The 23,820-nt window shown below is 64.1% G+C and carries 23 protein-coding genes; 19 read left to right on the plus strand and 4 right to left on the minus strand.

The window, feature by feature from the left end; genetic code table 11:
- Positions 1-172 precede the first annotated feature (172 nt).
- Positions 173-589: a pilin gene (locus tag CXQ81_RS28185; RefSeq protein ID WP_007924673.1), complete on the minus strand. Its 417-nt coding sequence runs from the start codon at positions 587-589 to the stop codon at positions 173-175.
- A 363-nt stretch (positions 590-952) separates the two neighbouring features.
- On the opposite strand from CXQ81_RS28185, the gene CXQ81_RS28190 reads away from it, so the two are divergent.
- From CXQ81_RS28190 to yacG, 4 genes are read left to right on the plus strand one after another with little or no spacing between them, the layout of a single operon-like run.
- A complete protein-coding gene (locus CXQ81_RS28190) occupies positions 953-2,170 on the plus strand; it encodes a type II secretion system F family protein (protein ID WP_101339147.1) in 1,218 nt (405 codons plus the stop codon).
- Positions 2,171-2,172: 2 nt separating this feature from the next.
- Positions 2,173-3,045, plus strand: coding sequence for an A24 family peptidase (locus tag CXQ81_RS28195; RefSeq protein ID WP_101339148.1), 873 nt, complete (start codon positions 2,173-2,175; stop codon positions 3,043-3,045).
- Positions 3,042-3,665, plus strand: a complete 624-nt coding sequence (gene coaE, locus CXQ81_RS28200) for a dephospho-CoA kinase (RefSeq protein ID WP_101339149.1) — start codon at positions 3,042-3,044, stop codon at positions 3,663-3,665. Before CXQ81_RS28195 ends, coaE begins: the two co-directional genes overlap by 4 nt.
- The gene (yacG, locus tag CXQ81_RS28205) at positions 3,662-3,865 is read left to right on the plus strand and encodes a DNA gyrase inhibitor YacG (RefSeq protein ID WP_007924679.1); all 204 of its coding nucleotides are present in this window, start codon (positions 3,662-3,664) and stop codon (positions 3,863-3,865) included. Before coaE ends, yacG begins: the two co-directional genes overlap by 4 nt.
- Before the next feature lie 4 nt (positions 3,866-3,869).
- On the opposite strand, the gene CXQ81_RS28210 is transcribed toward yacG, so the two are convergent.
- From CXQ81_RS28210 to CXQ81_RS28220, 3 genes are all read right to left on the minus strand, one after another.
- A complete protein-coding gene (locus CXQ81_RS28210) occupies positions 3,870-4,085 on the minus strand; it encodes a hypothetical protein (RefSeq protein WP_007924682.1) in 216 nt (71 codons plus the stop codon).
- Positions 4,086-4,150: 65 nt separating this feature from the next.
- A complete protein-coding gene (locus CXQ81_RS28215) occupies positions 4,151-4,840 on the minus strand; it encodes an energy-coupling factor ABC transporter permease (RefSeq protein ID WP_101339150.1) in 690 nt (229 codons plus the stop codon).
- A complete protein-coding gene (locus tag CXQ81_RS28220) occupies positions 4,837-5,304 on the minus strand; it encodes a hypothetical protein (RefSeq protein ID WP_007924686.1) in 468 nt (155 codons plus the stop codon). Before CXQ81_RS28220 ends, CXQ81_RS28215 begins: the two co-directional genes overlap by 4 nt.
- Before the next feature lie 456 nt (positions 5,305-5,760).
- On the opposite strand from CXQ81_RS28220, the gene CXQ81_RS28230 reads away from it, so the two are divergent.
- The 15 genes from CXQ81_RS28230 (at position 5,761) to CXQ81_RS28300 (ending at position 23,419) form a co-directional block, all read left to right on the plus strand.
- Positions 5,761-7,197, plus strand: a complete 1,437-nt coding sequence (locus CXQ81_RS28230) for an undecaprenyl-phosphate glucose phosphotransferase (RefSeq protein ID WP_101339152.1) — start codon at positions 5,761-5,763, stop codon at positions 7,195-7,197.
- Positions 7,197-8,657 carry a mannose-1-phosphate guanylyltransferase/mannose-6-phosphate isomerase gene (locus CXQ81_RS28235; RefSeq protein ID WP_053262709.1) on the plus strand — a complete coding sequence of 487 codons (1,461 nt, stop codon included), beginning with the start codon at positions 7,197-7,199 and terminating at the stop codon, positions 8,655-8,657. The genes CXQ81_RS28230 and CXQ81_RS28235 overlap by 1 nt, the downstream gene beginning before the upstream one ends.
- A complete protein-coding gene (locus tag CXQ81_RS28240; protein WP_101339153.1) occupies positions 8,657-9,568 on the plus strand; it encodes a glycosyltransferase family 2 protein in 912 nt (303 codons plus the stop codon). The genes CXQ81_RS28235 and CXQ81_RS28240 overlap by 1 nt, the downstream gene beginning before the upstream one ends.
- Positions 9,569-9,574: 6 nt before the next feature.
- Positions 9,575-10,408, plus strand: a complete 834-nt coding sequence (locus tag CXQ81_RS28245) for a polysaccharide biosynthesis/export family protein (protein WP_007924693.1) — start codon at positions 9,575-9,577, stop codon at positions 10,406-10,408.
- A 59-nt stretch (positions 10,409-10,467) separates the two neighbouring features.
- Positions 10,468-12,450 carry a GumC family protein gene (locus CXQ81_RS28250; protein ID WP_101339154.1) on the plus strand — a complete coding sequence of 661 codons (1,983 nt, stop codon included), beginning with the start codon at positions 10,468-10,470 and terminating at the stop codon, positions 12,448-12,450.
- Complete coding sequence (locus tag CXQ81_RS28255) at positions 12,450-13,631, plus strand: glycosyltransferase (RefSeq protein ID WP_101339490.1); 1,182 nt, start codon at positions 12,450-12,452, stop codon at positions 13,629-13,631. Before CXQ81_RS28250 ends, CXQ81_RS28255 begins: the two co-directional genes overlap by 1 nt.
- Positions 13,628-14,977: a beta-xylosidase gene (locus tag CXQ81_RS28260; protein WP_101339155.1), complete on the plus strand. Its 1,350-nt coding sequence runs from the start codon at positions 13,628-13,630 to the stop codon at positions 14,975-14,977. The genes CXQ81_RS28255 and CXQ81_RS28260 overlap by 4 nt, the downstream gene beginning before the upstream one ends.
- Positions 14,978-15,002: 25 nt before the next feature.
- Entirely contained in the window at positions 15,003-16,217 is a 1,215-nt protein-coding gene (locus CXQ81_RS28265) for a glycosyltransferase family 4 protein (RefSeq protein WP_101339156.1), read from the plus strand.
- A complete protein-coding gene (locus CXQ81_RS28270; protein ID WP_101339157.1) occupies positions 16,208-17,311 on the plus strand; it encodes a glycosyltransferase family 1 protein in 1,104 nt (367 codons plus the stop codon). Before CXQ81_RS28265 ends, CXQ81_RS28270 begins: the two co-directional genes overlap by 10 nt.
- Positions 17,311-18,708 carry an O-antigen ligase gene (locus CXQ81_RS28275; RefSeq protein ID WP_007924702.1) on the plus strand — a complete coding sequence of 466 codons (1,398 nt, stop codon included), beginning with the start codon at positions 17,311-17,313 and terminating at the stop codon, positions 18,706-18,708. Before CXQ81_RS28270 ends, CXQ81_RS28275 begins: the two co-directional genes overlap by 1 nt.
- The gene (locus CXQ81_RS28280; protein WP_101339158.1) at positions 18,705-19,526 is read left to right on the plus strand and encodes an acyltransferase; all 822 of its coding nucleotides are present in this window, start codon (positions 18,705-18,707) and stop codon (positions 19,524-19,526) included. Before CXQ81_RS28275 ends, CXQ81_RS28280 begins: the two co-directional genes overlap by 4 nt.
- Positions 19,526-20,932: a lipid II flippase MurJ gene (locus CXQ81_RS28285; RefSeq protein WP_101339159.1), complete on the plus strand. Its 1,407-nt coding sequence runs from the start codon at positions 19,526-19,528 to the stop codon at positions 20,930-20,932. Before CXQ81_RS28280 ends, CXQ81_RS28285 begins: the two co-directional genes overlap by 1 nt.
- Positions 20,933-21,047: 115 nt before the next feature.
- Entirely contained in the window at positions 21,048-21,677 is a 630-nt protein-coding gene (locus CXQ81_RS28290; protein ID WP_007924708.1) for a DUF1780 domain-containing protein, read from the plus strand.
- A 209-nt stretch (positions 21,678-21,886) separates the two neighbouring features.
- The gene (locus CXQ81_RS28295; protein ID WP_007924710.1) at positions 21,887-22,060 is read left to right on the plus strand and encodes a DUF3094 family protein; all 174 of its coding nucleotides are present in this window, start codon (positions 21,887-21,889) and stop codon (positions 22,058-22,060) included.
- A gap of 60 nt (positions 22,061-22,120) precedes the next feature.
- The gene (locus tag CXQ81_RS28300; protein ID WP_101339160.1) at positions 22,121-23,419 is read left to right on the plus strand and encodes an NAD(P)/FAD-dependent oxidoreductase; all 1,299 of its coding nucleotides are present in this window, start codon (positions 22,121-22,123) and stop codon (positions 23,417-23,419) included.
- The last annotated feature ends 401 nt before the right edge of the window (positions 23,420-23,820 follow it).

The raw sequence follows: 23,820 nt of genomic DNA on the forward strand, positions 1-23,820 counted from the left end.
CAAAGAATTAAAAAATCATCCAAGCACTCGCGGTCATGCAAAATGCATGACCTGTGAATAATCTGCATGCAAGTTGCACTTCCCGGCGAGCTAACTTCCTGAATTCTCGATATTTTCCCCAAAGGCACGCTGGCGCGTGGCGTTTCACGCGCCAGGCAAGCGAGAACCGGACTCAGCTGCCGCTGGCGGTGCAGCCTTTAGGGGAGTAGTCCGCAGGGACAGTGGTGGTGCAGACCCAGCCATCGGCCGTGGTGCGGGTCAGGGTGACGGTCTTATTCAGCACCGGTGCCGGTGCATTGAGGATGGTGCAGCCGATTGTTCCCGCTCCGGTCGAGGCAGAACCCGCAGCGGTCATGGTGCAGTTCGACGTCGCCGCCTTACCCCCCACCAGCTCCAGGGTCGGATCGCTGCCCTGGTTCAGCACGTCCTCGAAGTTGACCTTCAGCGCCGAGGCTTCGGCCAACGCCGCGGTGACCTTGGCCCGCGCCTGGTATTTGGAATACAGCGGCATGGCAAAGGTGGCCAGGATGCCGATGATCGCCACAACGACCAACAGCTCGATCAAGGTAAAACCTTTCTGATACTTCATCTATCTGCTCCAAGCAGGGGATATCCAGGGGTCTGGGCACTCACCACACAGCCATAGCACAGCCTGTGCCAGCGCCTGCACTCCGGCTGAACGGGGCTTTAGCGGCGCGAAGCCGCGGCAGTGAGCGCCAGAAGTCGCACTATCTGACACTTTTTGTCAGCCAAGTGCCCTGGGCCGGTCGTCGTGACGGGCTACGCTGTCATTCGATCATCGATTGCATTCACTGCCCGCCCCATCCAAGGAACGTATCGGGCCATTCAAACTCTATGAGCCGGACGCCGCGCGCCGCGCAGCGGTCCACTCGCTAACGCACAGGGCACTGCCGGCCCTGAGGACATCCATCACAACCCGGGACTCGACACCATGGCGGTCAAAGCAGCAAAAGTCAGTGTTTACCTGTGGGAAGGCACCGACAGGCAAGGCAGCAAACTGCGCGGCGAATTGAGCGGCCATACCCCCTCGCTGATCAGGGCCCAGTTGCGCAAGCAAGGCATCAACCCGGCCAGGGTCAGGAAGAAGTCCAGCTCGCTGTTGCAGCGCACGCCCCCGATCAAGGCCCGCGACATCAGCCTGTTCACCCGGCAACTGGCGACCCTGATCAAGGCCGGCGTACCACTGCTGCAATCGTTCGACATCATTGCCGAGGGCTTCGATAACCCGAACATGCGCAAACTGATGGGCGAGCTGAAACAGGACATCGCCGCCGGCAGCAGCTTCACCAGCGCGCTGCGCAAGAGGCCGCGGTACTTCGACGAGCTGTACTGCAGCCTGGTGGATGCCGGCGAACAGGCCGGGGCCCTGGAAACCCTGCTGGAGCGGGTGGCGACCTACAAGGAAAAAAGCGAAAACCTCAAGACGCGGATCCGCAAGGCCATGACTTATCCCCTGGCGGTGATCTGCGTGGCGCTGGTGGTGACGGGGATCCTGCTGGTCAAGGTGGTGCCGCAATTCCAGTCGATGTTCCAGGGCTTCGGCGCGCAATTGCCCATGTTCACGCAACTGGTCATCGCCCTCTCGGAATTCGTGCAGCACTGGTGGTGGCTGCTGGTGGGCGCGCTGTTGCTCAGTGTGTTCGGCCTGCGCCATGCCCGCCGGCGCTCACCACGCTTTCGCCACTGGCTGGACGTGGGCCTGCTGAAACTGCCGTTGGTAGCGCCACTGATGTACAAGTCCGCGGTGGCCCGCTACGCCCGCACCTTGTCCACCACTTTCGCCGCCGGAGTGCCGCTGGTGGAGGCCCTGGGCTCGGTGGCCGGGGCCACCGGCAACCAGGTGTTCAAGCAAGCGGTGAACCGCATCAGGCAGGACGTGGCGACCGGCATGCAGTTGCATTTTTCCATGCGCGCATCCGGCATCTTTCCCGGCATGGCCATCCAGATGACCGCCATCGGCGAAGAGTCCGGGGCCCTGGACGGCATGCTGGAAAAGGTCGCGATCCATTATGAGGAAGAGGTCGATACCCTGGTCGACACCCTGAGCAGTCTCATGGAACCCGTGATCATGGTAGTTTTGGGCACCCTCGTCGGCGGCCTGGTGGTCGCCATGTACTTACCCATCTTCCAACTCGGCACAGCGATCTGAACATGTCATTGACTGAGGTCCTGGCCAGCTACCCGCTGGTCTTCGTAGCATCGGTGCTGATCCTGGGCCTGATTGTCGGCAGCTTTCTCAATGTGCTGATCTGGCGTCTGCCAAAGATGCTCGAACGCGACTGGCACGCCCAGGCCCGTGACATCCTCGGGCTGCCCGACGAGCCTGCCGGGCCGACCTACAACCTGTTGCTCCCGCACTCCCAGTGCCCGCACTGTGCGCACCCGATCCGCCCCTGGGAAAACATCCCGCTGTTCAGCTACCTGCTGCTGCGCGGACGCTGCTCCGCGTGCAAGGCCCCGATCGGCCGGCGCTACCCGCTGGTGGAGCTGGCCTGCGGCCTGGCCTCGGCGTTCGTGGCCTGGCATTTCGGCTTTGGCTGGCAGGCCGGCTTGATGCTGTTCCTGAGCTGGGGCCTGTTGGCGATGAGCCTGATCGATGCCGATCATCAACTGTTGCCCGACGTGCTGGTGCTGCCCCTGTTGTGGCTGGGCCTGATCGTCAATGGCTTCGACCTGTTCGTCAGCCTCCACGATGCGCTGTGGGGCGCCGTGGCCGGCTACCTGTGCCTGTGGTCGGTGTACTGGTTGTTCAAGCTGCTGACCGGCAAAGAAGGCATGGGGCACGGCGATTTCAAGCTGTTGGCCATGTTCGGCGCCTGGGGCGGTTGGCAGATTCTGCCGATGACCCTGCTGCTGGCCTCACTGACCGGAGCCCTGGCCGGGATCGCCATGCTGCGCCGCAACCGCGCGCAAATGTCCACGCCTATCCCTTTCGGTCCCTTTCTGGCCATTGCCGGCTGGATTGCCTTGCTCTGGGGTGGTCAAATAACCGACTCCTATTTGCAGTTTGTCGGTTTCAGATGACCAAGCCTGTTTTCAAACCCTGGATCCTCGGCCTTACCGGCGGTATCGGCAGTGGCAAAAGTGCCGCGGCCCAGCACTTCATCGACCTGGGCATTCATGTGGTGGATGCCGACCACGCCGCCCGCTGGGTGGTGGAACCCGGCCGCCCGGCCCTGGCCCGCATTGCCGAACATTTCGGCGACAGCCTGCTGCAGGCCGATGGCCAGCTGGACCGCGCCGCACTGCGCAAGCTGATCTTCGAGGTGCCGCAACAACGTCTCTGGCTGGAAGCCTTGCTGCATCCGTTGATTGCCGATGAAATCGCCGCCCACCTGGCCCGTGCCGAGTCGCCCTACGCGATTCTGGTGTCACCGCTGTTGATCGAGTCCGGGCAGTACGCGATGACCCAGCGGATCCTGGTGATCGATGTGCCGCAACAGCTGCAGATCGAGCGGACCCTGCAACGCGACCGGATCAGCGAACAGCAGATCCAGGCGATTCTCAAGGCCCAGGCGACCCGCGAAGACCGCCTGAGCCATGCCGACGATGTGCTGGTCAACGACCGCGACCTCGTCTGGCTGCACAGCGAGGTCGAACGCCTGCATCACTTTTACCTTACCTTGCGTGGAGGCCAGTCATGAGCCAACCCCTGACCGTGGAATGTCCAACCTGCGGTGCGCCCGTGGAATGGACCGCGAGCAACCTCAACCGTCCGTTCTGCTCGGACCGCTGCAAACTGATCGACCTCGGCGCCTGGGCTGCCGAAGAACACAAGATTCCGGTCAGCCCGGATGCCGAGGACGATCTGTTTTCCGACGACCTGCCGCCTCGCGCCCACTAAAGCTTTAAGGCCGCATGAAAGCGTAATCCTGCGTATCGTCGAGGTTCTCCGCGAGAAACTGCAACTCGTCGGCCAGATCCTCGCCGCTGCGCACCCGCCGACTCTCCTGCACCACCGCGCTGAGCAGGGCGCGCAGGCTCAAGCCCGGTTCGAACCCCTCTTGCTGCGCAGTATCCAGACTCTTGCGTACTTCCTGCCGCGCCCATTCATACACACTCATGACCCTGCTCCCGAACGGTTTTTGCCGAGCATGGGACCGCGCCTGCCGAACGTGTTTGATATGGATCAAGAACGCGGATCGTCATCCTTCCACGGTGCCGACAGGTAACGGGTGCGGTTGAAGGTTTCCAGCCATTCGGGGCAGAACACCACCAGGGCGCTGACCACCATGCCGTTGATGAAGGCCTCGGGAAAGATGATCAGCCACAGGTAGCCGACGAAGTCCTCCAGCCATTCCGGCATGGCAAAACGCCCGTCGAACCACAGCAGCCCCAGGCCCACCAGCAAGCACAACAAGGCCGACAGGGCGGCGGCAAAAAAACCGGAACAGAAGATATACACAAAGGGATTACGCGGCTGCGCGCGCTCCACCAGGATCGCGCAGCATTCGGTGACCAGCACCGGCAGCAGGATCAGCAAGGCGCCGTTGATGCCGACCGCCGCCAGGTCCTGGCGGCCCAGCGCGACCAGCCCCACCTGGGCAATCAGGCCGCCGACGATCGCCAGCGGCCAGTCCAGCAACAGGGTCACCGCCGTCATGCCGATGAAGTGATAGGACACCCCGGTATCGAAATCCCGGCGCACCAGCCACAACATGAACAACGCGAACACCGTACCGAACAGCAGATGCTGACGCCGGCTGTCGCTGAACAGCTCGACCCAGGGCGCGCGCCAGGCGACCCAGACCAGCACTGGCACATAGATCAGCCAGCCGGCGCCGAGAGTGGGCGGCGACAGCAGCGCGGCACTGATCATGGTTGCGCCTGCTCCAGCGCTGCGCGCAGTTCGGCGGCCGTGCCGTACTCGCGTTGAGCCACCAGCCGGCCATCGTCGAGCTGCAGCCACAGGACTTTATCCACAGCCCCGGCGTAGCGCGGCGCCACCCGCCCGTCACGGTCGAGCATGACCCGGTAGCCATAATCACGCATCGCCGGCACCGCGAACATCCTGGCGATCACCGCCGGCATGCGCTGGATGTCCGCGACGAATACCGTGTGCCGGGCCTCCAGATAACCCGCAGGACGATCCTGCAAGGCGGCGTTCACCAGCTTGGCGCCATCCATGCTGCGCGCCACCAGCAGGGTCCGTGCCTGCCCGTCGAGGCTGTAGGCCCGGTCGAATTGATCGAGCAAGGTCCAGGGCGCCAGACGCTCGCCGACCTCCACCGCGTGCGCCAGCAATGGCATCAAACCCAGCAACAGCAATGACCAATACTTCACAGCTTCTTCCCCTTCCTTCGGTTAGTTCGCAGCGTCCAGTCTACACCGCCAGAGCGCCCCCACCCGAGGGCCGCACCAGCCATCAAGAACCCCGTAATCACGGGCGAAAGGGAATAAATCGCCACCGGTTGGACAAGAGTCGACCCCTGAACAACACTCCATTTATCCGTCACGCCCTCGCTCACGAATGAGCCAACTTCGTGACACATGCCCAGGCTGCCATTCGTCCTGGATGCGCAGAACCGTCAAAAAACCGATGCATAATGCAAAAAAAGGATTAATCTGCCAGAATTAGTCAATTCATTGACCATCAAAGCAGAAAAATAGTATTGTTTGGCCATCATAGGCCGCCAAAAAACAGACTTTTTTGCAGTAAGCCTTAGTTTTTTCAGCCTGCCTCTGTAGTGGCTTTACCCTTAACAGAGCTGGGTTCTTACCTGGCAACGACGGGATTCGATGCTTACGAAATCGATTGATAGCAGGTTCCTGACCCGAACCGGATTCATGGAACTCTTCATTTCGGGGGTAAAACTGACGCACGCCCTGTCCGCCGCCCTGCCTGGAATCCTGCTGCTCCTGAGTCTTGAATCCACCAGTGCGGATATCTGGCCAACCGTACTCGGCCTGCTGCTGTTCTTTGCCGTCATCACCGTCATCCTGTTCCAGGCCCAGGGGGTCTACTCCGAAGAGTTCTTCAGCAATCGCCTGCGTCTGCGCACGATGCTGGTGGCCTGGACCTCCGCCTTCTGCATCCTGCTGGTCATGTACCTGGGGCTGCACCTGCTGCCGGTCTTCAGCCTGCGGGACCTGGCTGTCTGGTTCATCGCCAGCCTCGTGCTGTTTGGCATCGAGCGTCTGTTTCTGCTGCGCCTGTTCCATTCGTGGATGGCCAGGGGCAAATACCTGCAACGCACGGTGATCCTCGGTTTCAGCGAGAGCGCGCTGTTCCTTGCCGAACACATGCAGCGCCACGGCGATATCCGCTCCGGCCTGATCGGTTTCATCGACGATCGCAGCGACCGCGTGCCCAAGGCCTTCTGCGACCTGCCCTTTCTGGGCAACACCCAGAACCTGGAAGAGCTGATCCGTTCCGAGCAGGTCAATCAGGTCCTGATCGCCCTGCCCTGGGCTGCGCACGCACGCATCGGCGAACTGGTGCAACGGCTGCGGCAGTTGTCGGTGAATGTCGCCCTGGTGCCCGACATCACTACCCTGCGCTTTGGCCACAACCGCATGACCGATGTCGGCGGCATCCTGATGTTCAACACTTCCGAGCTGCCATTGCGCGGCTGGGCGCCGCTGATCAAGCGCTGCGAGGACATCCTGCTCGCCCTGCTGGGCCTGGTCCTGTTGTCCCCTGTGCTGCTGGCCACTGCCGTGGCGGTGAAGCTCGATTCCAAGGGCCCCGTGCTGTTCCGGCAAAAGCGCTACGGCTACAACGACCGGCTGATCCGTGTGTTCAAGTTCCGCTCGATGTATGTCGAGCAGGCGGACCTCAATGCCGAACGGCAGACCACCCGGGAAGACCCGCGGATCACCCGGGTCGGACGCTTCATTCGCAAGACCAGCATCGATGAGCTGCCCCAACTGTTCAACGTGCTGATGGGCAACATGTCGATTGTCGGGCCTCGCCCACACGCCACCGCCACCAAGGCGGCGGGAGTGCCGTTCGAACAGGCGGTGCGCGAATACAGCTCGCGCCATCGGGTCAAGCCCGGGATCACCGGCTGGGCGCAGATCAATGGCTACCGGGGAGAAACCGACACCCTGCAGAAAATCCAGAAACGAGTGGAGTACGACCTCGATTACATCTCCAAGTGGTCGGTCTGGCTGGATCTGTACATCGTTTTCATGACGGTTCCGGCCGTCCTCTCGACGAAGGAAGTCTACTGATGAGCGCATTCACTGGATTGATCCCCTGCATTATTTCCGGCGGCTCCGGCTCGCGCCTGTGGCCAGTCTCTCGACAGAACATGCCCAAGCCATTCATACGCATGCGCGATGGGCAGAGCCTGCTGCAAAAGACCTTCGTCCGCGCCAGCAGCCTGGCGGACGTCAGCTGCGTGGTCACGGTGACCAACCGCGAGCTGCTGTTCCGCTCGCTGGACGAGTACCGCAACGTCAATCAGGGCAAGCTGGGCCTCGACCTGCTGCTCGAGCCGTTCGGGCGCAACACCGCCGTGGCCATTGCCGTGGCGGCCCTGCATGTGCGCGAGTACTGGGGCGACGAGGCGCAGTTGCTGATCCTTCCGGCCGACCACCTGATCCTCGACCAGGATGCCTTCGCCGCAGCCGTGGGCAAGGCGCGCAGCCTTGCCGAAGCAGGTTATCTGGCGACCTTCGGCATTCAGCCCGACAAACCCGAGACCGGGTTTGGCTACATCGAACAGGGCCCGGCGCTGAAGGAAGGTTTCCAGGTCGCGCGCTTCGTCGAGAAACCCAACCTGGCCACCGCCCAGGCCTACGTCGACAGCGGCAACTACTTGTGGAACGCCGGGATGTTCTGCTTCCGCGCCGATACTCTGCTGCAAGAGCTGACTCTGCATGCTCCCGAGGTGCTGAGCGCCGCCCAGGCCTGCCTGGAACAAGGCATGACCCTGGACAACAAGCACTGCCGCCAGCGTGAACTCGACGCCGACAGCCTGGCTCGCGCCCCGGACGTTTCGATCGACGTGGCCCTGATGGAGCGCTCCGAGCGGGTCGCCGTGGTGCCCTGCGACCTCGGCTGGAGCGACATCGGTTCCTGGGATGCGCTGCGCCAGCTGACCCCGAGCGACGCCGCCGGCAACCAGGTCAACGGCGAAGCCATCCTGCATGACGTGCGCAATTGCTACATCGATTCGCCCAAGCGGGTGCTCGGCGCCGTCGGCGTCAGCGACCTGATCATCGTCGACACCCCCGACGCGCTGCTGGTGGCCGATGCCTCGCGGACCCAGGACGTGCGCCATATCGTCACCGAACTCAAGCGCCTCGGCCACAGTGCCTACAGCCTGCACCGCACGGTCACCCGCCCTTGGGGGACCTACACCGTGCTGGAGGAAAGCAGCCGCTTCAAGATCAAGCGCATCATGGTCAAGCCCAAGGAATCGCTGTCGCTGCAGATGCATCATCACCGCAGCGAGCACTGGATAGTGGTCAGCGGCGCCGCCCTGATCACCAATGGCGACCTGGAGGTCCTGCTCAACAGCAACGAATCCACCTATATCCCCGCCGGCCATAAACACCGCCTGAGCAACCCCGGGATCATCGACCTGGTGATGATCGAAGTGCAAAGCGGCGAGTACCTGGGCGAAGACGACATCGTGCGTTTCGAAGACGTCTACGGCCGTGCCCCGGCGCAGGTAAAACCATGATGAAGGTGGCGCTGATCATTCCCGCCCGCAACGCCGGAGCGCACCTCGACCGGCTGCTCCCAGCGCTGGCCGCGCAGACGCTGCAACCGGACACCGTGCTGGTGGTCGACAGCAGCTCCACGGACCACACCGTCGACCGCTTCCGGCAGTTCGGCGCCCGGGTGGAGGTCATCGCCGCCCAGCAATTCAACCATGGCGGCACCCGCCGCTGGGCAAGCGAACAGGTGGACGCCGACGCGCTGATCCTGCTGACCCAGGATGCGATTCCGGCCACGCCCCAGACCTTCGCCAACCTGATCCAGGAGCTGGAAGAAGACCCACGGATCGGCCTCGCCTATGGTCGTCAACTGCCACATCCCGGGGCCGGGATTCTCGAGGCGCAGTCGCGCCACTTCAACTACAGCCCGCAGAGCCGCAGCAAAAGCCTGGCCGACGCCGGGGAGCTGGGGATCAAGACCTGCTTCAGTTCGGACTCGTTTTCCGTCTACCGGCGCAGCGCCCTGCAAGCGGTGGGCGGCTTTCCCGAGGACGTCATCGGCAGCGAGGACGCCCACGTCGCGGCGCGCATGCTGCTCAACGGTTATCTGGTGCGCTACGCCGCCAGCGCCTGCGTACAGCATTCGCACAGCTACAGTCTGATGCAGGAGTTCCGCCGTTATTTCGATATCGGCGTGTTTTATGGCCGCGAGCCCTGGATCCGCGAAGCATTCGGCAGCGCGGGCGGAGAAGGCAAACGTTACGTCCAGGCCGAGTTGCGCGCCTTGCGTGACGCCGGCCAGTTGCAACGCGTACCGGAAGTGCTGCTGCGCAGCGCGCTGAAACTGTTGGGCTATCGCCTCGGCCACGCCGAACAGCATCTGCCGACACCGCTCAAGCGTCGCTTGAGCATGTTCTCAAACTACTGGACCTGAGCTGTCATGATGACTATTAACCGACCTTCCCGGCTTTGTCTGTTGAGCATCCTGACCGCCACCCTGTGGCTGGGCGGCTGCTCGACCCCCGCCCATGTCGCGCTCCCCGACAGCGACACCCTCAAGGCCCGCCACGCGGCGGCACTGACCCTGGCCGACCTGCCGCCCGCCCAGGTGCTGATCCAGAGCGGCGACACCCTGCGCATCGTGCGCGATGCCCAGGAGCCGGCCAGCTCCGACGACATGACGATGTTCGTGGTGCGACCGGACGGTTTCATCTCGATGCCCAACATCGGCCGGATCAAGGCCGCGCTGCTGACCCCGGAAGACCTGGGCAAGGAAATCACCAAACGCTACACCCGTGTCTACCGCGAGCCCGAAGTGACCGTGAACATCGCCATTGCCCCGAGCAACCGGGTGTTCATCGGCGGCGCGGTGGCCAACCCGTCGTTCTTCAACCTGGCCGGCACCGTGTCGGTAGAACAGGCCCTGCTCAGCTCCGGCGGCGTGCTGCCCTCGGCCGACAGCTCCAACATCGCCCTGCTCAGGACCGGCCCCGACGGCAAGTACAAGATGTACTTCGTCGACCTCGGCAGCATGCTCAGCAACCCCGATCATCCGCTGGTCGCCCTGCAGCGCGGCGACCTGATCTACGTGCCGCAATCGACCATCGGCAGCACGGTGGAAGCGGTGGACATGTACTTCACCAAGCTGTTCCCGATCAACAAGGGGATCGGCCTGGGCTTCAACTACGACCTGAATGATCAGGAAGTGAAGAACAGCGGCAACACGATCAACAACTTCACCAGCAGTTCCACCGGTACCGGGACGGGGCAGTAAACAGCGTTTGATCGGCCTCCATCAGCCACTGCTACAAGTACTTTCAACGGAGTGATCCCGTGATCGAAATACGCTCTCTACGCGACCTGTTGCGCCTGTTCTTCATCTTCCGCCGCGAGTTCAAGCTGGCGGTCATCACCACTATCGTGGTCGCGGTGCTGGGCGCCTTCCTGCTGCCGACGCGCTACGAGTCGGACGCGCGCCTGCTGGTCAAGCCCGGGCGCGACAGCACCACGGTACCGATCGAAGCCGGCAATCGCCAGACGCTGATCTCGCCCAGCACCCAGCACGACCCGATCGTCGATGAGGAGAAGATGCTCACCGGTCGACCCATCGTGCACATCGTCGCCCAGCGCTACCTGGAACTGAGCGCGACCGCCGAACCCCAGGGTTTCTGGAAGACCCTCAAGTTCTACGCCAAGAAGGCCATGGGCACGGCCATCGATGCGCTGCGCAGCCTGCTGCAACTGGTCGGCCTGTCTGAGCCGCAGAGCCCGCTGGACCGCCTGGCGACCCGCCTGGAAAAGAACTTCCAGGCCAGCCACGAAGCGGGTTCGTCGGTGATCGATATCAGCTTTACCTGGGACGACCCGGAAATCGCCCAGCAGGTAGTGAAGATCTGGGTCGACACCTTCCTCGAGGAGCGCGCCCGGGTGCTCGGTCGCAAAAGCCTCTATGCCTTCTATGAGGGCGAAGGCAACAAGGTGGCCGCGCAGATCCTCAGCCTCAAGGAGCAATTGCAGGGCCGCCTGAAGCAGATCGATTCGATCAGCGTCGATGCCCGCCTGGAAAACCTCACCAGCCAGATCGACCGCCTGACCGACGCCCGGGTCAATGCGCAGAACCAGCTGTCCGGGATCAGCAGCTTCCTGATCAACGCCCGCCAGCAGATCCTCGATCAGCCCGTCGAAGTGGTGACCAGTCGCGAGACCAGCCTCAACCCGACCCAGCTCGACCTCAAGCGCCAGCTCAACACCCTGCAGGTGGAACGCGCGCGCTTGCTGCGCACCTATTTGCCCGAGGCGCCGGCGGTCAAGCAGATCGAACAGAACATCCACGACCTGCAGGCCCTCAGCGAACAGGAAGAGAGCCGCCTGGAACGCTCGAAGAACATCGCGCCCAATAGCCTGGTGACCAACGTCAAGCAGCAGGTCATCGATGCCCAGCTGCAACAGCGCCGGCTGACCGGGCAGATCGAGAACTACGACAAGACCCTGGCCGCCCTGCGTACCGAGCGCGACCGGGTACTGACCGACGAGCCCGAACTCAACCGCCTGACCCAGCAGTTGCGCACCGCGGAAAAGAGCTACGCGCTGTACTCGGAAAACCTGGAACAGGCGCGTATCGACCACGAGCTCGACAGCAGCCAGATCAGCAACATCGCGATCATCGAGCACGCCACCTTCAACCCGGCGCGGGTCTTCCCCAAGAGCCTGCTGATCCTGCTGTTCGCCATTCCCGCGGGCATCGCCGTGGGTTTGCTGACCATCTATGTCTGCTACCTGCTGGACCAGCGCATCCACGACGGCTCGCGCCTGCCGGAGCTGTTCCAGGTGCCGCTGTGGGGCAGCGTGCCGGACCTCGAGGACGCCACACCCACCGCCATGACCGCGAGCATCTACCGGCTCTACAGCCTGCTGCCCATGGAGCGCATCGAGAGCCAGGGCCTGACCCTGGGCCTGACCTCGGCGCGCCATGGCGAAGGCGTGAGTTTCATCCTCGAACGCCTGCGCCGCCTGCTGGAAGAACGCGGCCAGCGCGTGCGGGTCAACGACAGCGCACCGGCCCAGCCCGGTGAAGTGCTGCTGCTGGATGCCTCGGCCCTGCTGTCGAACCAGGAGGCCTTCCTGATCCTGCGCCGCGCCGACCTGATCGCTCTGGTGATCGAGGCCCGGACCAGCACCGTGCCGATGATCGAAAATGCAATGTCGTTGCTGACTACCGCCTTCGGCAAGGTCGACGGACTGATCCTCAACCGTCGCCGCTTCGAAGTACCGTCCAGGGTGCTGGAGCGGATCAACAGCTGGCGCGGTGCGGCATGATGCGTATCGCCTTGCTGGCCCCGCTGCCGCCGGAACAGACCGGTATCGCCGACTACGCCGCGCATTTCAGCAATGCGCTGCGCGGCCTTGGCATCGAGGTGCTGACGCCGCTGGCCGGCTGTCACGATCCCGCGGAACAGCTGACGCGCCTGCGCGCCTTCGACTGGACGGGCGTCGACCTGGTGCACGCCGAACTCGGCGGTGGCCGCTTCGGCGAATTCCAGGCGCTCGACTACCTGAGCACCGAGCAACCGCGGATCCCCCGCACGGCCACCGTGCATGACCCGGAGCGCCTGATCTGGCGGCGCGCCCGGCTGTTCTGGCCACTGACCCTGCTCGAACGCCTGCCGCACCCGCTGCCGCAAGCGGCGGCGCTGCTCGCCGACCCGCTGACCCTGCGCGAAGAACGGCGCCTGGCCCGCGGCATGCGCCGGCTGATTACCCTGACCCGGCTGGGCGGCGACTGCCTGCGTCAGCGCATGGGCCTGCGACCGCAACAGGTGGCGGTGATCGCCCACGGCAACCTGCCGATCCCCGCGGCCGAGCTGCCGCCGCTGGTGCCGTTGCGCCTGCTGTACTTCGGCTTCATCTACCGCGGCAAGGGCATCGAAGACCTGATCGAAGCCCTGGCCCGTACCCTGGCGGCCAACCCGCAGTGCCGTGGCCAGGTCCGCCTGACCCTGGCCGGCGGCACCGCCCCGGAAATGACCTTCGACCCGGCCGGCAACTACCTCGACGGCCTGCGCCAGCGCATTCGCGAATTGCAGCTGGACGATGTGGTGGACTGGCAACTGGACCTGCCGTCCGCCGAGATCGCCCGCACCATCCAGGCCCACCATGTGATGGTGCTGCCGTACCGGGAATCGAAAAAGCTCGCCTGGCTCGGCCAGATGCGCGGCACCAGCGGCGCCCTGTCCTGGGCCAATGCCTGCGGTCGCGGGGTCGTCACCTCCAATGCCCGGGCCTTTGCCGAGGAGGTTGCCGGCGGCAATGGCGTGACTTATCAGCAAGGCGATATCGAAGCGCTGAGCCAGCACCTGAGCCGTCTGGTGCTGGAGCCCGAACTGGCCCGCCAGTGGGCCGCGCGGGCCAGCGAGACCGGGCAACAACGCGAGTGGAGCGCCACCGCGCGGCGCTTCGCCGAACTGTTCAATGAAGTGTGCAAGGAGCGATCGAAATGAAGACCCGAGCAGGCCTTAAACGTCGCCCTCTATTGCGCTATCTGCCACTGGTCGCCGCACTGGCGGTAGGCGGCGCCCTGCTGCTCAGCGAACAGGTCGATGCCACGCCGATCAACCTGGCCCCCGATCGCACCCTGGTGTGGAAGGACTACCTGGGGGTCAATGCGCATTTCCTGTGGTTCACCCCGCAGCAATACCGCAAACAGATCGCCGCCTATAAGCAGCTCGGCCTGCAATGGGTGCGGGTCGACCTGCACTGGGATCGGCTCGAACCCACCGAAGAGGGTTATCAACTCAGCACCCTCGACGAACTGGACCGGACCCTGAGCGACTCGAAACTCAAGTCGCTGTTCTACCTCGTAGGCTCGGCGCCCTTCGTGACCACCGCCCCCAAGGGCGGGCCGTTCCAGGATCAGTACCCGCCGCGCGATCCGAAAGTCTTCGCCACGCGCATGGCCATGCTGGCCCAGCGTTACCCGGACATCGACGCCTGGCAGGTGTGGAACGAGCAGAACATACCCAACAACTGGCGGCCGAAACCCGATGCCAAGGGCTACGGCGAGCTGCTGCTGGCGACCCATCAGGCCCTGAACCAGGTGGCGCCGGACAAGATCCAGGTCATGGGCGGCATGGCCTACTACAGCCAGATGCCGCCCCAGCGCAACGCGCTGATGTTCGAGAAACTCGGCGAACTGGGCGTGCAGAGCCTGGGCATGGTCGCCGCCTACCACCCGTATTCGGAAACCCCGGAAAGCGATGAGCCGGGCAAAAACGAAGTGCTGCTGCGCGGCAAGCAGCTCAACGACATGCTGCACGGCGCCGGCCTGAAGAGGATCTGGGCCACCGAGTGGGGCTGGTCGAGCTACGCCGGGCCCAAGGAGATGCAGCGGCTGATCGGCGTCGACGGCCAGGCCGACTACACCCTGCGTCGCCTGGCGTTGATGAGCGACCAGGACTACGAGCGGATCTTTCTCTTCGCCCTTTCCGATCTCGACTCGCGCGCCTCGGCTCGCGACCAGCATTACGGCCTGCTCGATCTCAACGGCGAACCCAAGCCGGTGTACAAGGCGCTCGCGCGTTTTCTCGAGATTACCGGCGCGCGCCTCAAACCCGGCAAGACGCCGGAGCTTGCGAACCTGCCCGACACCTTCTACAGCGTGTCCTGGACCCGCGACGACGGTAAGCGCCTGCTGATGTTCTGGAGCGCCAAGGCCGGCACCATCAAATTGCCGCAAGTGCACCAGGCCGAGCTCTACGATCCGCTCAGCGGAACCCGGGCCAGTCTCGAGGCCGCGGACGGCATCCAGCCGGCCGTGAAATCGTCCCTGCAGATTCTCGTGTGGTAATCGATCTCGACCTGGAGTGCCGTACGTGAAGATTCTCTGGATTCTCCCCTACCTGCCCTGGCCCATGACCAGCGGTGGCAAGACTCGCCAGTTTCACTTGCTGCGGACCTTGAGCGAGCGGGGTCACCGCATCACCTTGCTGGTGCAGTCGAAGACCGAGGCCGATGCCGCCACCCGCGCCGCCCTCGAGCCCTGGCTGGAACGCCTGATCCTGGTGCCCCGGCGCCCGCTGAAGCACCCGGTCACGCTGCTGGCCGGGCTGTTCGCGCCGTGGCCACTGCTGACCACGGTCAACGGTGTGTCGCGCCCCTTGCGCGAGCGTTTCGACAGCCTGCTGCAAGAGCCCTGGGATGTGATCCAGGTCGAGCACAGCTACAGCCTGCAACCCTATCTGCAACCGCTGCGGCGGGCCGGCCGGGACTTCGTGCTCACCGAGCACAACCTCGAATCCAGCCTGGGCGGCGCGACCTATGACCGCTTCCCGGCCTGGGCCAGCCTCTTCGTGCGCTACGACCAATGGCGCTGCCGGCAGTGGGAACGCAAGGCGTTCGACACGGCCCGCCAGGTGGTCGCGGTGACCGAAAGCGACGCCCGGGCCATGCGCCAGCTGACCCGTACCCCGGTCGAGGTGGTGGTCAACGGCGTCGACAGCCACAGCTTTGCCGAGGTCTCGGCCGACCCGCAGAGCCAGCGGGTGCTGTTCGTCGGCAACTACGAATACGCGCCGAACCTGGACGCCGTGCTGTGGATGCTCGACGAGATCTTCCCGCGGGTCTGGAGCCACTGCCCCGAGGCGCGCCTGGCGGTGGCCGGGTATGCCTTGCCGGCCCACTGGCCCGAACGCTGGACCGACAGCCGCATCGAGTGGGTCGGCTTCGTGCCGGACCTGCCCGACCTGCAACGACGTTGCGCGCTGTTCATCGCGCCGTTACGCCAGGGCGGCGGCTCCAAGCTCAAGGTGCTCGAAGCCATGGCCGCCGGCCTGCCGCTGGTCAGCACCGCGCAAGGCGCCTCGGGCCTGGCCATCCGCCCCGAGGAACATTACCTGGCAGGCGACAATGCCCAGGCCCTGGCCGATGCCGTGATTCGCCTGTTGCGCGAGCCGACCCTCGCCGCCCAACTGGCCGGCGCCGCCCGCCTGTATGCCCGCCAGCATCACGACTGGACCGTGGCCGGTGACGAACTGGAACAGATCTACCGGACTCTGCCCTCCACACAGGAGCATCCCGCATGCGTGTAGCCCTCGATTATCGTCCGGCCACGGTCGCTCCCTCCTCGGGCATCGCCCGTCAGGTCAAGGCACTGGAACAGGCCCTGCGTGCCCGTGAAGACACCGAATTGCTGCTGGTGAGCGAAGCGCCACTGGAGCATGAGCAACGCCAGACCGCCTTCTGTCCGGCCTGGCCGAGCCCCCTCGATGGCGTGCAACGCCCCGGCGTGCGCCTGCGCTTCGAACGCAAATTCTTGCCGGCGACCATTCGCGAGCAGTCGGTCGACCTGTATATCGCCACCGCCAACATGGGCCTGCCCATCGGCCACAAACCGGCAGGCACCCGTTATGTGCTGATCCTGCATGACCTGTTCCAGTTGACCCAGCGCAACTTCCACCGTTCGCAGCTCAAGGCCGTGGCCTATCGGCTGATCGACGCCGTGTCGATCGCCTGGTCGATCTGGGTCGCCGATGAGGTCTGGTGCCCTTCGCGGTTTTCCTGCAGCGAAGCGGCCCGGCTGTTTCCCTGGGCGCGGCCGAAATTCCGCGTGCTGAACAACCTGGTGCCGGAGTTCCAGGGCGTCATCGGCCCACTGCCGACGGGCCTGCCCGAGCGTTACTGGCTGGCCGTCGGGACACGGGAGCCGCGCAAGAACATGCCGCTCTTCATCGAGCAGTGGCAGCGCTGCCGCCAGGAAAACCCGCAAGTACCGGAGCTGGTCCTGGTCGGCCATGCCAGCGACCTGCCCGCGAACCTGAGCCAGTTGCCCGGCCTGCATTGGGTCAATGGCGTCAGCGACGAGCAGTTACAGGCCCTGTACCGGCATGCCGACTGCCTGTGGCAGCCCTCCTACGCCGAAGGCTTCGGCCTGCCGGTGGTCGAGGCGCTGTGGCAGGGCACGCCGGTCGCGGTGGCCAGGGGGTCGGCGCTCGACGAGGTCACGCCACCCGGCGCGCGGCGCTTCAATGCCCGCGATCGCGCCAGCCTGCGCAACGCGCTGATCGAACAGGCGCAGGACAGCGCCAGACCCGATCCGGATACCCTGCGCGACTGGGCCCGGCAATTTGCCGAGCCGGCCCACCGCCAGCGCCTCGATACCTTGCTCACAGGGCTCTTTCACTGATGCTGCCAGGAAAATTCATTGGCCTGACCCTGGGGTTGATCTTCGGGATCCTGTTGTGGGCCCTGCCACCGGCAAAAGTCATCTTCGTGGTGATCGGCCTGGCCGTGACCCTGACGCTGATCCGCAAGCCGCTGTGGGGCCTGCTGATCTTCGCCGTGCTGGCCACCTGCATTCCCTACACCACGCTGCAGCTGGGGATTCGCACCACGGTCAGTGAAGCGGTGCTCGGCCTGACTTGGGTCGGGCTGTTCTGGCAATCGTTCATCGGCAAGACCCGCAACCTCATGCTCTGGCGCCCCACCGAGCGGGCCATGGTCTGGCTGATGCTGTTCAGCGCCATTCCCTTTGTCTGGGGCATGCTGATCATTCATGCCGATGGCAACGGCCCGGTGAACTGGGTGCGCTGGCTGATGAACCTGTCGCTGCTGTTCATGGTGCCGCTGCTTCTGCGTACCGATGCCGACCGCGACAAACTGGTGATCGCCCTGTTGCTGGGCACTCTGCTGATGCTGCTGTTGTCGATCGGCATGTTCATCAAGTCGCGCAATGCCATGTCGATGATCCCGATCCTCACCGACCTCAAGTACGCCCACCCGGAAGCGGTGAAGGACATCTTCTCCGCCAACTACCAGCGCATGGCATCACCCTGGGTTCACCCCAACCTCACGGGCGGCGTGCTGGTGCTGTTCATTCCCCTGGCACTGCTCTATGGCTGGACCCGCACCGGCGCGCGCCGGGCCCTGGGGCTGGCGGTGGCGATCCTCGGTTGCGCGGGGCTGCTGCTGAGTATTTCCCGCGGGGCGATCCTGGCCCTGGCCCTGGTGCTGATCTGGCTGACCTACAAACGCGTGCCCTACAGCGGCCGGATCATCGGCCTCGGGGCAGCTTTCGCAGTGGCCCTGGTGATGTTCTATCCGCCGCTGCAGGAACGCCTGATGACCATGTTCTCGGCGACCAACGCCAGTACCGAAGTGCGTTTCGACGAGTACGCGAAATTCCCCGAGGCGATGATGCGCTACCCGCTGGGCATCGGCTTCAAGGTCGACCCGCCGGTACCGGGCACCGACCTGCCGGGCATCTCCAACCTGTGGCTGAACTTCATCTACAAGATTGGCATTCCGGGGATGCTGCTGTTCATCGCCGTCACCCTGTTGTGGTGGCGCGAAGTGCGCCCGCTGGCGCCGATCCGTCAGGTGACTGCCGACAACGCACTCTGGCTGGGCTGCATTTCCGGCCTGCTGGCGGCGTTGCTGACGGGTCTGTTCGACCACTACTTCAGCTTCACTTTCGTGTTGATCGGTCTGTTCTGGCTGTTGATGGGCATGAGCCTGCAACAGGTCCGGTTACGCCCGGCCATCACCCTCCCCCTCATCAACCCCAAGGATCGCCAAGCATGAAACACCGTATTTTCCATTCTGCGGATCTGCCGGAACGCCTGCCTGCCCTGGCCTCGGAGCTGGGCGTCAGCCACGATGAACTGCTCGAGGCCTACAGCTGGGGGCTGAACAACGACGTGCTGTTCGTCGAGGGCGACGGCGAGCAGGCGCGCTACAGCATCTCCTCGGTGGACATCGAACAGATCATCGAACATCCCCTGGCCCGAAGCCTGTATCGCCGCTTGAAGCAGGACATCCCCACCACCCTGGTGCCGCGCTACGGCAAGAACCTGGCCACCCTCAAGGACCGCTGGTTGCGGGCCTGGGAACAGGCCTACAACATCCTGATCAACAAGATCCCCAGCCATCACGTGCGCATCGCCTGGCTGCGCCTGGGCGGCGCGAAAATCGGCAAGGGCTCGACCATCTGGCGCAACACCGAGGTGCTGGGGGTGGAGAACCTGGTGATCGGCGATGACAGCGTGATCGCCTGGCATTGTCAGATCGACGCCCGGGCCGGGCTGATCATCGGCGATCATGTGACGATCGCCTCTCACGTGCTGATTCTCGCCGGCGGCCATGACCCGATGAGCCCCGAGTTCTGGTCGGTGTCCGCGCCCATCTACATCGATGACTACGCCTGGATCGCCACCCGGGCGCTGCTCGCCCATGGCTCGCATATCGGTCGCGGGGCCGTAGTGACCGCCAACACCCTCGTGGCCAAGGCCATTCCCCCCTACAAGATCATCGGCGGCAGCGGTGCCAAACCCATGGGCGAGCGCCCTCACGACCTGAACTACAAGGTGGGTGGCAAAGGCCTGTTCACCCTGTTCTATTGATGCTCGGCAGCACCCTGCTGCTGACCCTGGCGACTCTCGCCGGGCTGCTCGCCGGTTTTGCCCGCGAATGGCTGCTGGTGGCGGCCTGGGGCGCCGGCAGCCGCAGCGATGCGTTCCTGGTCGCGGTGTTCATTCCCGAAGCCCTGCGCATGACCCTGGCCGCCGGCATTCTCGCGGCCGCGGCCCTGCCGCTCTATCAGGAGCGCGACGCCCAGCGCCAGCACGCCTGGCTGGCCGGCCTGTGCCCACGCCTGCTGGGCCTGGGGCTGGGGCTGTATGCACTGCTGGCCTTGAGCACGCCGTTGTGGATCCGCCTGATCGGCCCCGGGCTCGACAGCGCAGCCCAGGCCGAAGCCGCCGCCAACCTGCGCAGCCTGGCCGCCTGCATCCCCGGCCTGCTCATGCATGCGCTGTTCAGCATCCCGCTGCACGCCCGGCAGCGTTTTGTCCTGCCGGGGCTAGGCTCGCTGCTGTTCAACCTGCCACCGGTGCTTTACCTGTTTTTCTACGGCCAGGCGAGCCTTGGCTCCGGCCTTTCGCTGGCGTTTTTCCTCGGCAGCCTGCTGATGTGCCTGTCGCTGGTGCCGGCGGTCTGGCAGACCGGCTGGCGCCCCTGGCAAGTCCGCGGGGACGCCGGTGCCGGCCGGGAACTGCTCGGCCGCCTCGGCCCGCTGTTGACCAGCAACCTGGCCAGCCAGGGCCTGGCGCTGGTGGAACGGCTGGTCGCCAGCTACCTGGGCGAAGGCGTGGTGACCTGGGTCAACCTGGCGCGCAAGCTGATCAACCTGCCGCTGATTGCCTTGATGAGCCTGAACCAGGTCCTGCTTGGCTTGATGAGCGGCAAGTCCGGCGATCAGCGCCTGGGGCTGCTGCATCGGGGGCTCGACGCCGCGACCCTGCTGAGCCTGCCAGCCGCGCTCGGCCTGGTGGGCGCCAGCCCGGCGCTGATCCACTGGCTGCTGCCCGCCCAGAGCGCCGACGGGCCACTGCCGGCGCTGCTGGGCTGGTTCGCCGTGTCGTTGGTATTTGGTGCCTGGAACGCCATGCTCGCCCGTTACGCCTATGCCGCCGGTGATACCAGCACGCCACTGCATTGCGAACTGCTCGGCAGCCTGCTCAACGCCTTGTTGCTGGCGGGCCTGCCGCTGGTTCTGGGGCTGACCGCGATTCCTCTGGCGGCCCTCGGCGGCGTGCTCCTGACCAACCTGTTGCTGATGCAGCGCCAGCAATTGCTCACCCTGATCAACTGGCCGGTGCGCTGGGCAGTCAGCGCCGTCCTGCTGAGCGCGGCGGCGCTGCTGTTGCATCCGCTGTTGAATGTCTGGCTGCAACTGGGGCTCAGCACAGCGGCCGGGCTGCTCTTGCTGATCGCCTTGGGGCTCTGGCTGAAACCCTGGCGGGCCTGAACGAGCGGCAGAGGGTTGACCTGATGTCACACTTATCCGTTATAAGTGCAGTCAGCCCCCGCCGACCCGGCAGAGTGTATTTCTTGGATCAGCGTTTGGACGCTAAGCTTGGACTATGGATGACTCAGATTACTTGCGCCTGCTCACCATTCAGGCCGAACAAGCCAACGCGTTCCTGTCCAATGCGCGCAAATGGGAGCGTGAGCGTTGGGTCTGCCAACGCCTGCTGCAAGGCTTGAACATCCCCTACCGTGCCGACGAGTTCACGCCCGCCGGGCAGGAGCCGCCGGACGTACTGTTTCGCGAGGCCTGTTTCGAGGTGTTCTTCGTGCTGGACGAAGGCCGCCGCCTCAACGACGAATGGCGCGACGAGTTGCAACGGCGCCGCAGTGCCTTCTCCCTTAGCCAGCTGGTGCGCCGCGAGGCCAAGCCCAAGCGCATTCCGGCCAACGAACTGTTGCTCAGGCTGGCCCCGACCCTGCGCAAAAAAGCCCACAACTACAAGGAACGCGGCATGGACCTGGGGGAGCTGGACATCATCGCCTTCGCCAGCCTCAAGCGCGAAGTGCTGGACCTCAACAGCCACTTCCCGCCGCCGACCGAATACCTGCGCCAGGGCTGGCGCTCGTTGTCGCTGGTCGGGCCGACCTTCGCCCGCGTGCTGTTCGCCCACCCCGACGCGCCGGACTTCCTGCGCGGCAACCTGGGGCGCAGCATCCTCTTCGATGTCGGTATCAGCCTGTAGGCCGCCTGGAGCGGAATTGCCCGAGCCCTTCAGGCCATTCGTGGCATGGCGCAAACACCGCGTGAGTGTTACAAAGCGCAATCATTCACGGGATGACAAGGCCGGCATCCGCGAGCAGCTATGCTCCGCTCATTGCCGCATAGCCCGACAAGATGGCACTGCGCTGTAACCTTCATACTTTTCGCAACGTCTAGCTGACGAGGCTTTTTATGACCAGCCGCCTGAACCCCGACGACCAACGCCATGTCGAAGAATACCTGCAACTGGCCCAGCACCGAGTCGAGCGCCGGCCCTTCCGGCCGTGGATGCTCCTCGTGATAGTCGTGACCATCACCATTGGCCTGGGCCTGCTGAGCCGATTTATCAGTTACCTGACGCTATGAGCTGCATCGCGCTCGCTTGGGTAACCGTACCGATTTCTTTTAGCCTTGCGAGATATCCCCATGACTCATCGTATTGTCATCGTTGGCGGCGGCGCCGGCGGTCTGGAGTTGGCTACCCGTCTGGGTAAGACTCTGGGCAAGCGCGGTGCCGCCAGTGTGATGCTGGTCGACGCGAACCTGACCCACATCTGGAAGCCCTTGCTGCATGAAGTGGCCGCCGGCTCGCTGAACTCTTCCGAAGACGAACTCAACTATGTCGCCCAAGCCAAATGGAACCACTTCGAGTTCCAGCTGGGCCGCATGAGTGGGCTCGATCGCCAGCAGAAGAAGATCCAGCTGGCCGCCACCTACGACGAAAACGGCGTGGAACTGCTGCCCGCTCGTGAACTGGGCTACGACAGCCTGGTGATTGCCGTAGGCAGTACCACCAACGACTTCGGCACCCAGGGCGCCGCCCAGCACTGCCTGTTCCTCGACACGCGCAAACAGGCCGAACGTTTCCACCAGCAATTGCTCAACCACTACCTGCGCGCCCATGCCGGGCAGACCGATGTCGTGGAGCAGATCAGCGTGGCCATCGTCGGTGCAGGTGCCACAGGCGTCGAACTGGCCGCCGAGCTGCACAACGCCGCCCACGAGCTGGCGGCCTACGGCCTGGACCGGATCAAGCCGGAAAACATGCACATCACCCTGATCGAGGCCGGCCCACGGGTACTGCCGGCCCTGCCGGAGCGGATCGGCGGCCCGGTGCACAAGACCCTGGAAAAACTCGGGGTCAAGGTCATGACCAATGCCGCGGTCAGCGAAGTCACCGCCGACAGCCTGATCACCGCCGATGGCCAGATGATTGCCGCCAGCCTGAAAGTCTGGGCCGCGGGCATTCGCGCACCGGGCTTCCTCAAGGACATCGACGGCCTGGAAACCAACCGCATCAACCAGCTGCAGGTCTTGCCGACCCTGCAGACCACCCGCGACGAGAACATCTTCGCCTTTGGCGACTGCGCCGCCTGCCCGCAACCGGGCACCGATCGCAACGTTCCACCGCGGGCCCAGGCGGCTCACCAGCAAGCATCACTGCTGACCAAGTCGCTGAAACTGCGTATCGAAGGCAAGGCCCTGCCGGAGTACAAATACACCGACTACGGCTCGCTGATCTCGCTGTCGCGTTTTTCCGCCGTGGGCAACCTGATGGGCAACCTGACCGGCAGCGTGATGCTCGAAGGCTGGCTCGCGCGGATGTTCTATGTGTCGCTGTACCGCATGCACCAGATGGCGCTCTACGGCCCGTTCCGTACCGCCATGCTGATGCTCGGCAGCCGGATCGGCCGCGGCACCGAGCCACGCCTCAAGCTGCACTGAATCTGAGCCTGTAGACCAAGACAAGAGTGCCCCGAGCGATCGGGGCATTTTTTTGCGCCCTGTTCAACACGGACTCAGGCAAACAGGCAGGCTGTTAAAGATCGAAGTGCCTAGAGACTTCCTGCACTCTATTTCCAACTTTCCGCGCAGCTTTAAGATTAATCTTAATTCTAAAATAGAAGAGCCACCGGACTTAACCCCCCACATCAAAAAGTTGCTCTCCCCGGGCGTATCGAATACATACGCCGGCCTCCGCGTCACCTCTTACTGCGGCATATAGATAGCTGACCCGATAGTACTCAAGACGCCACTCATGCTCTATCTAGTTGCATTGATAGTTTGCCCTGCACGCTTAAACCTTCGACTCCAACCTGCTACCCCTGAGGATTAGCCCCTGCAAA

Origin of the sequence: Pseudomonas sp. 09C 129 (assembly GCF_002843625.1) — a bacterium.
Classification (GTDB): Bacteria; Pseudomonadota; Gammaproteobacteria; order Pseudomonadales; family Pseudomonadaceae; genus Aquipseudomonas; species Aquipseudomonas chlororaphis.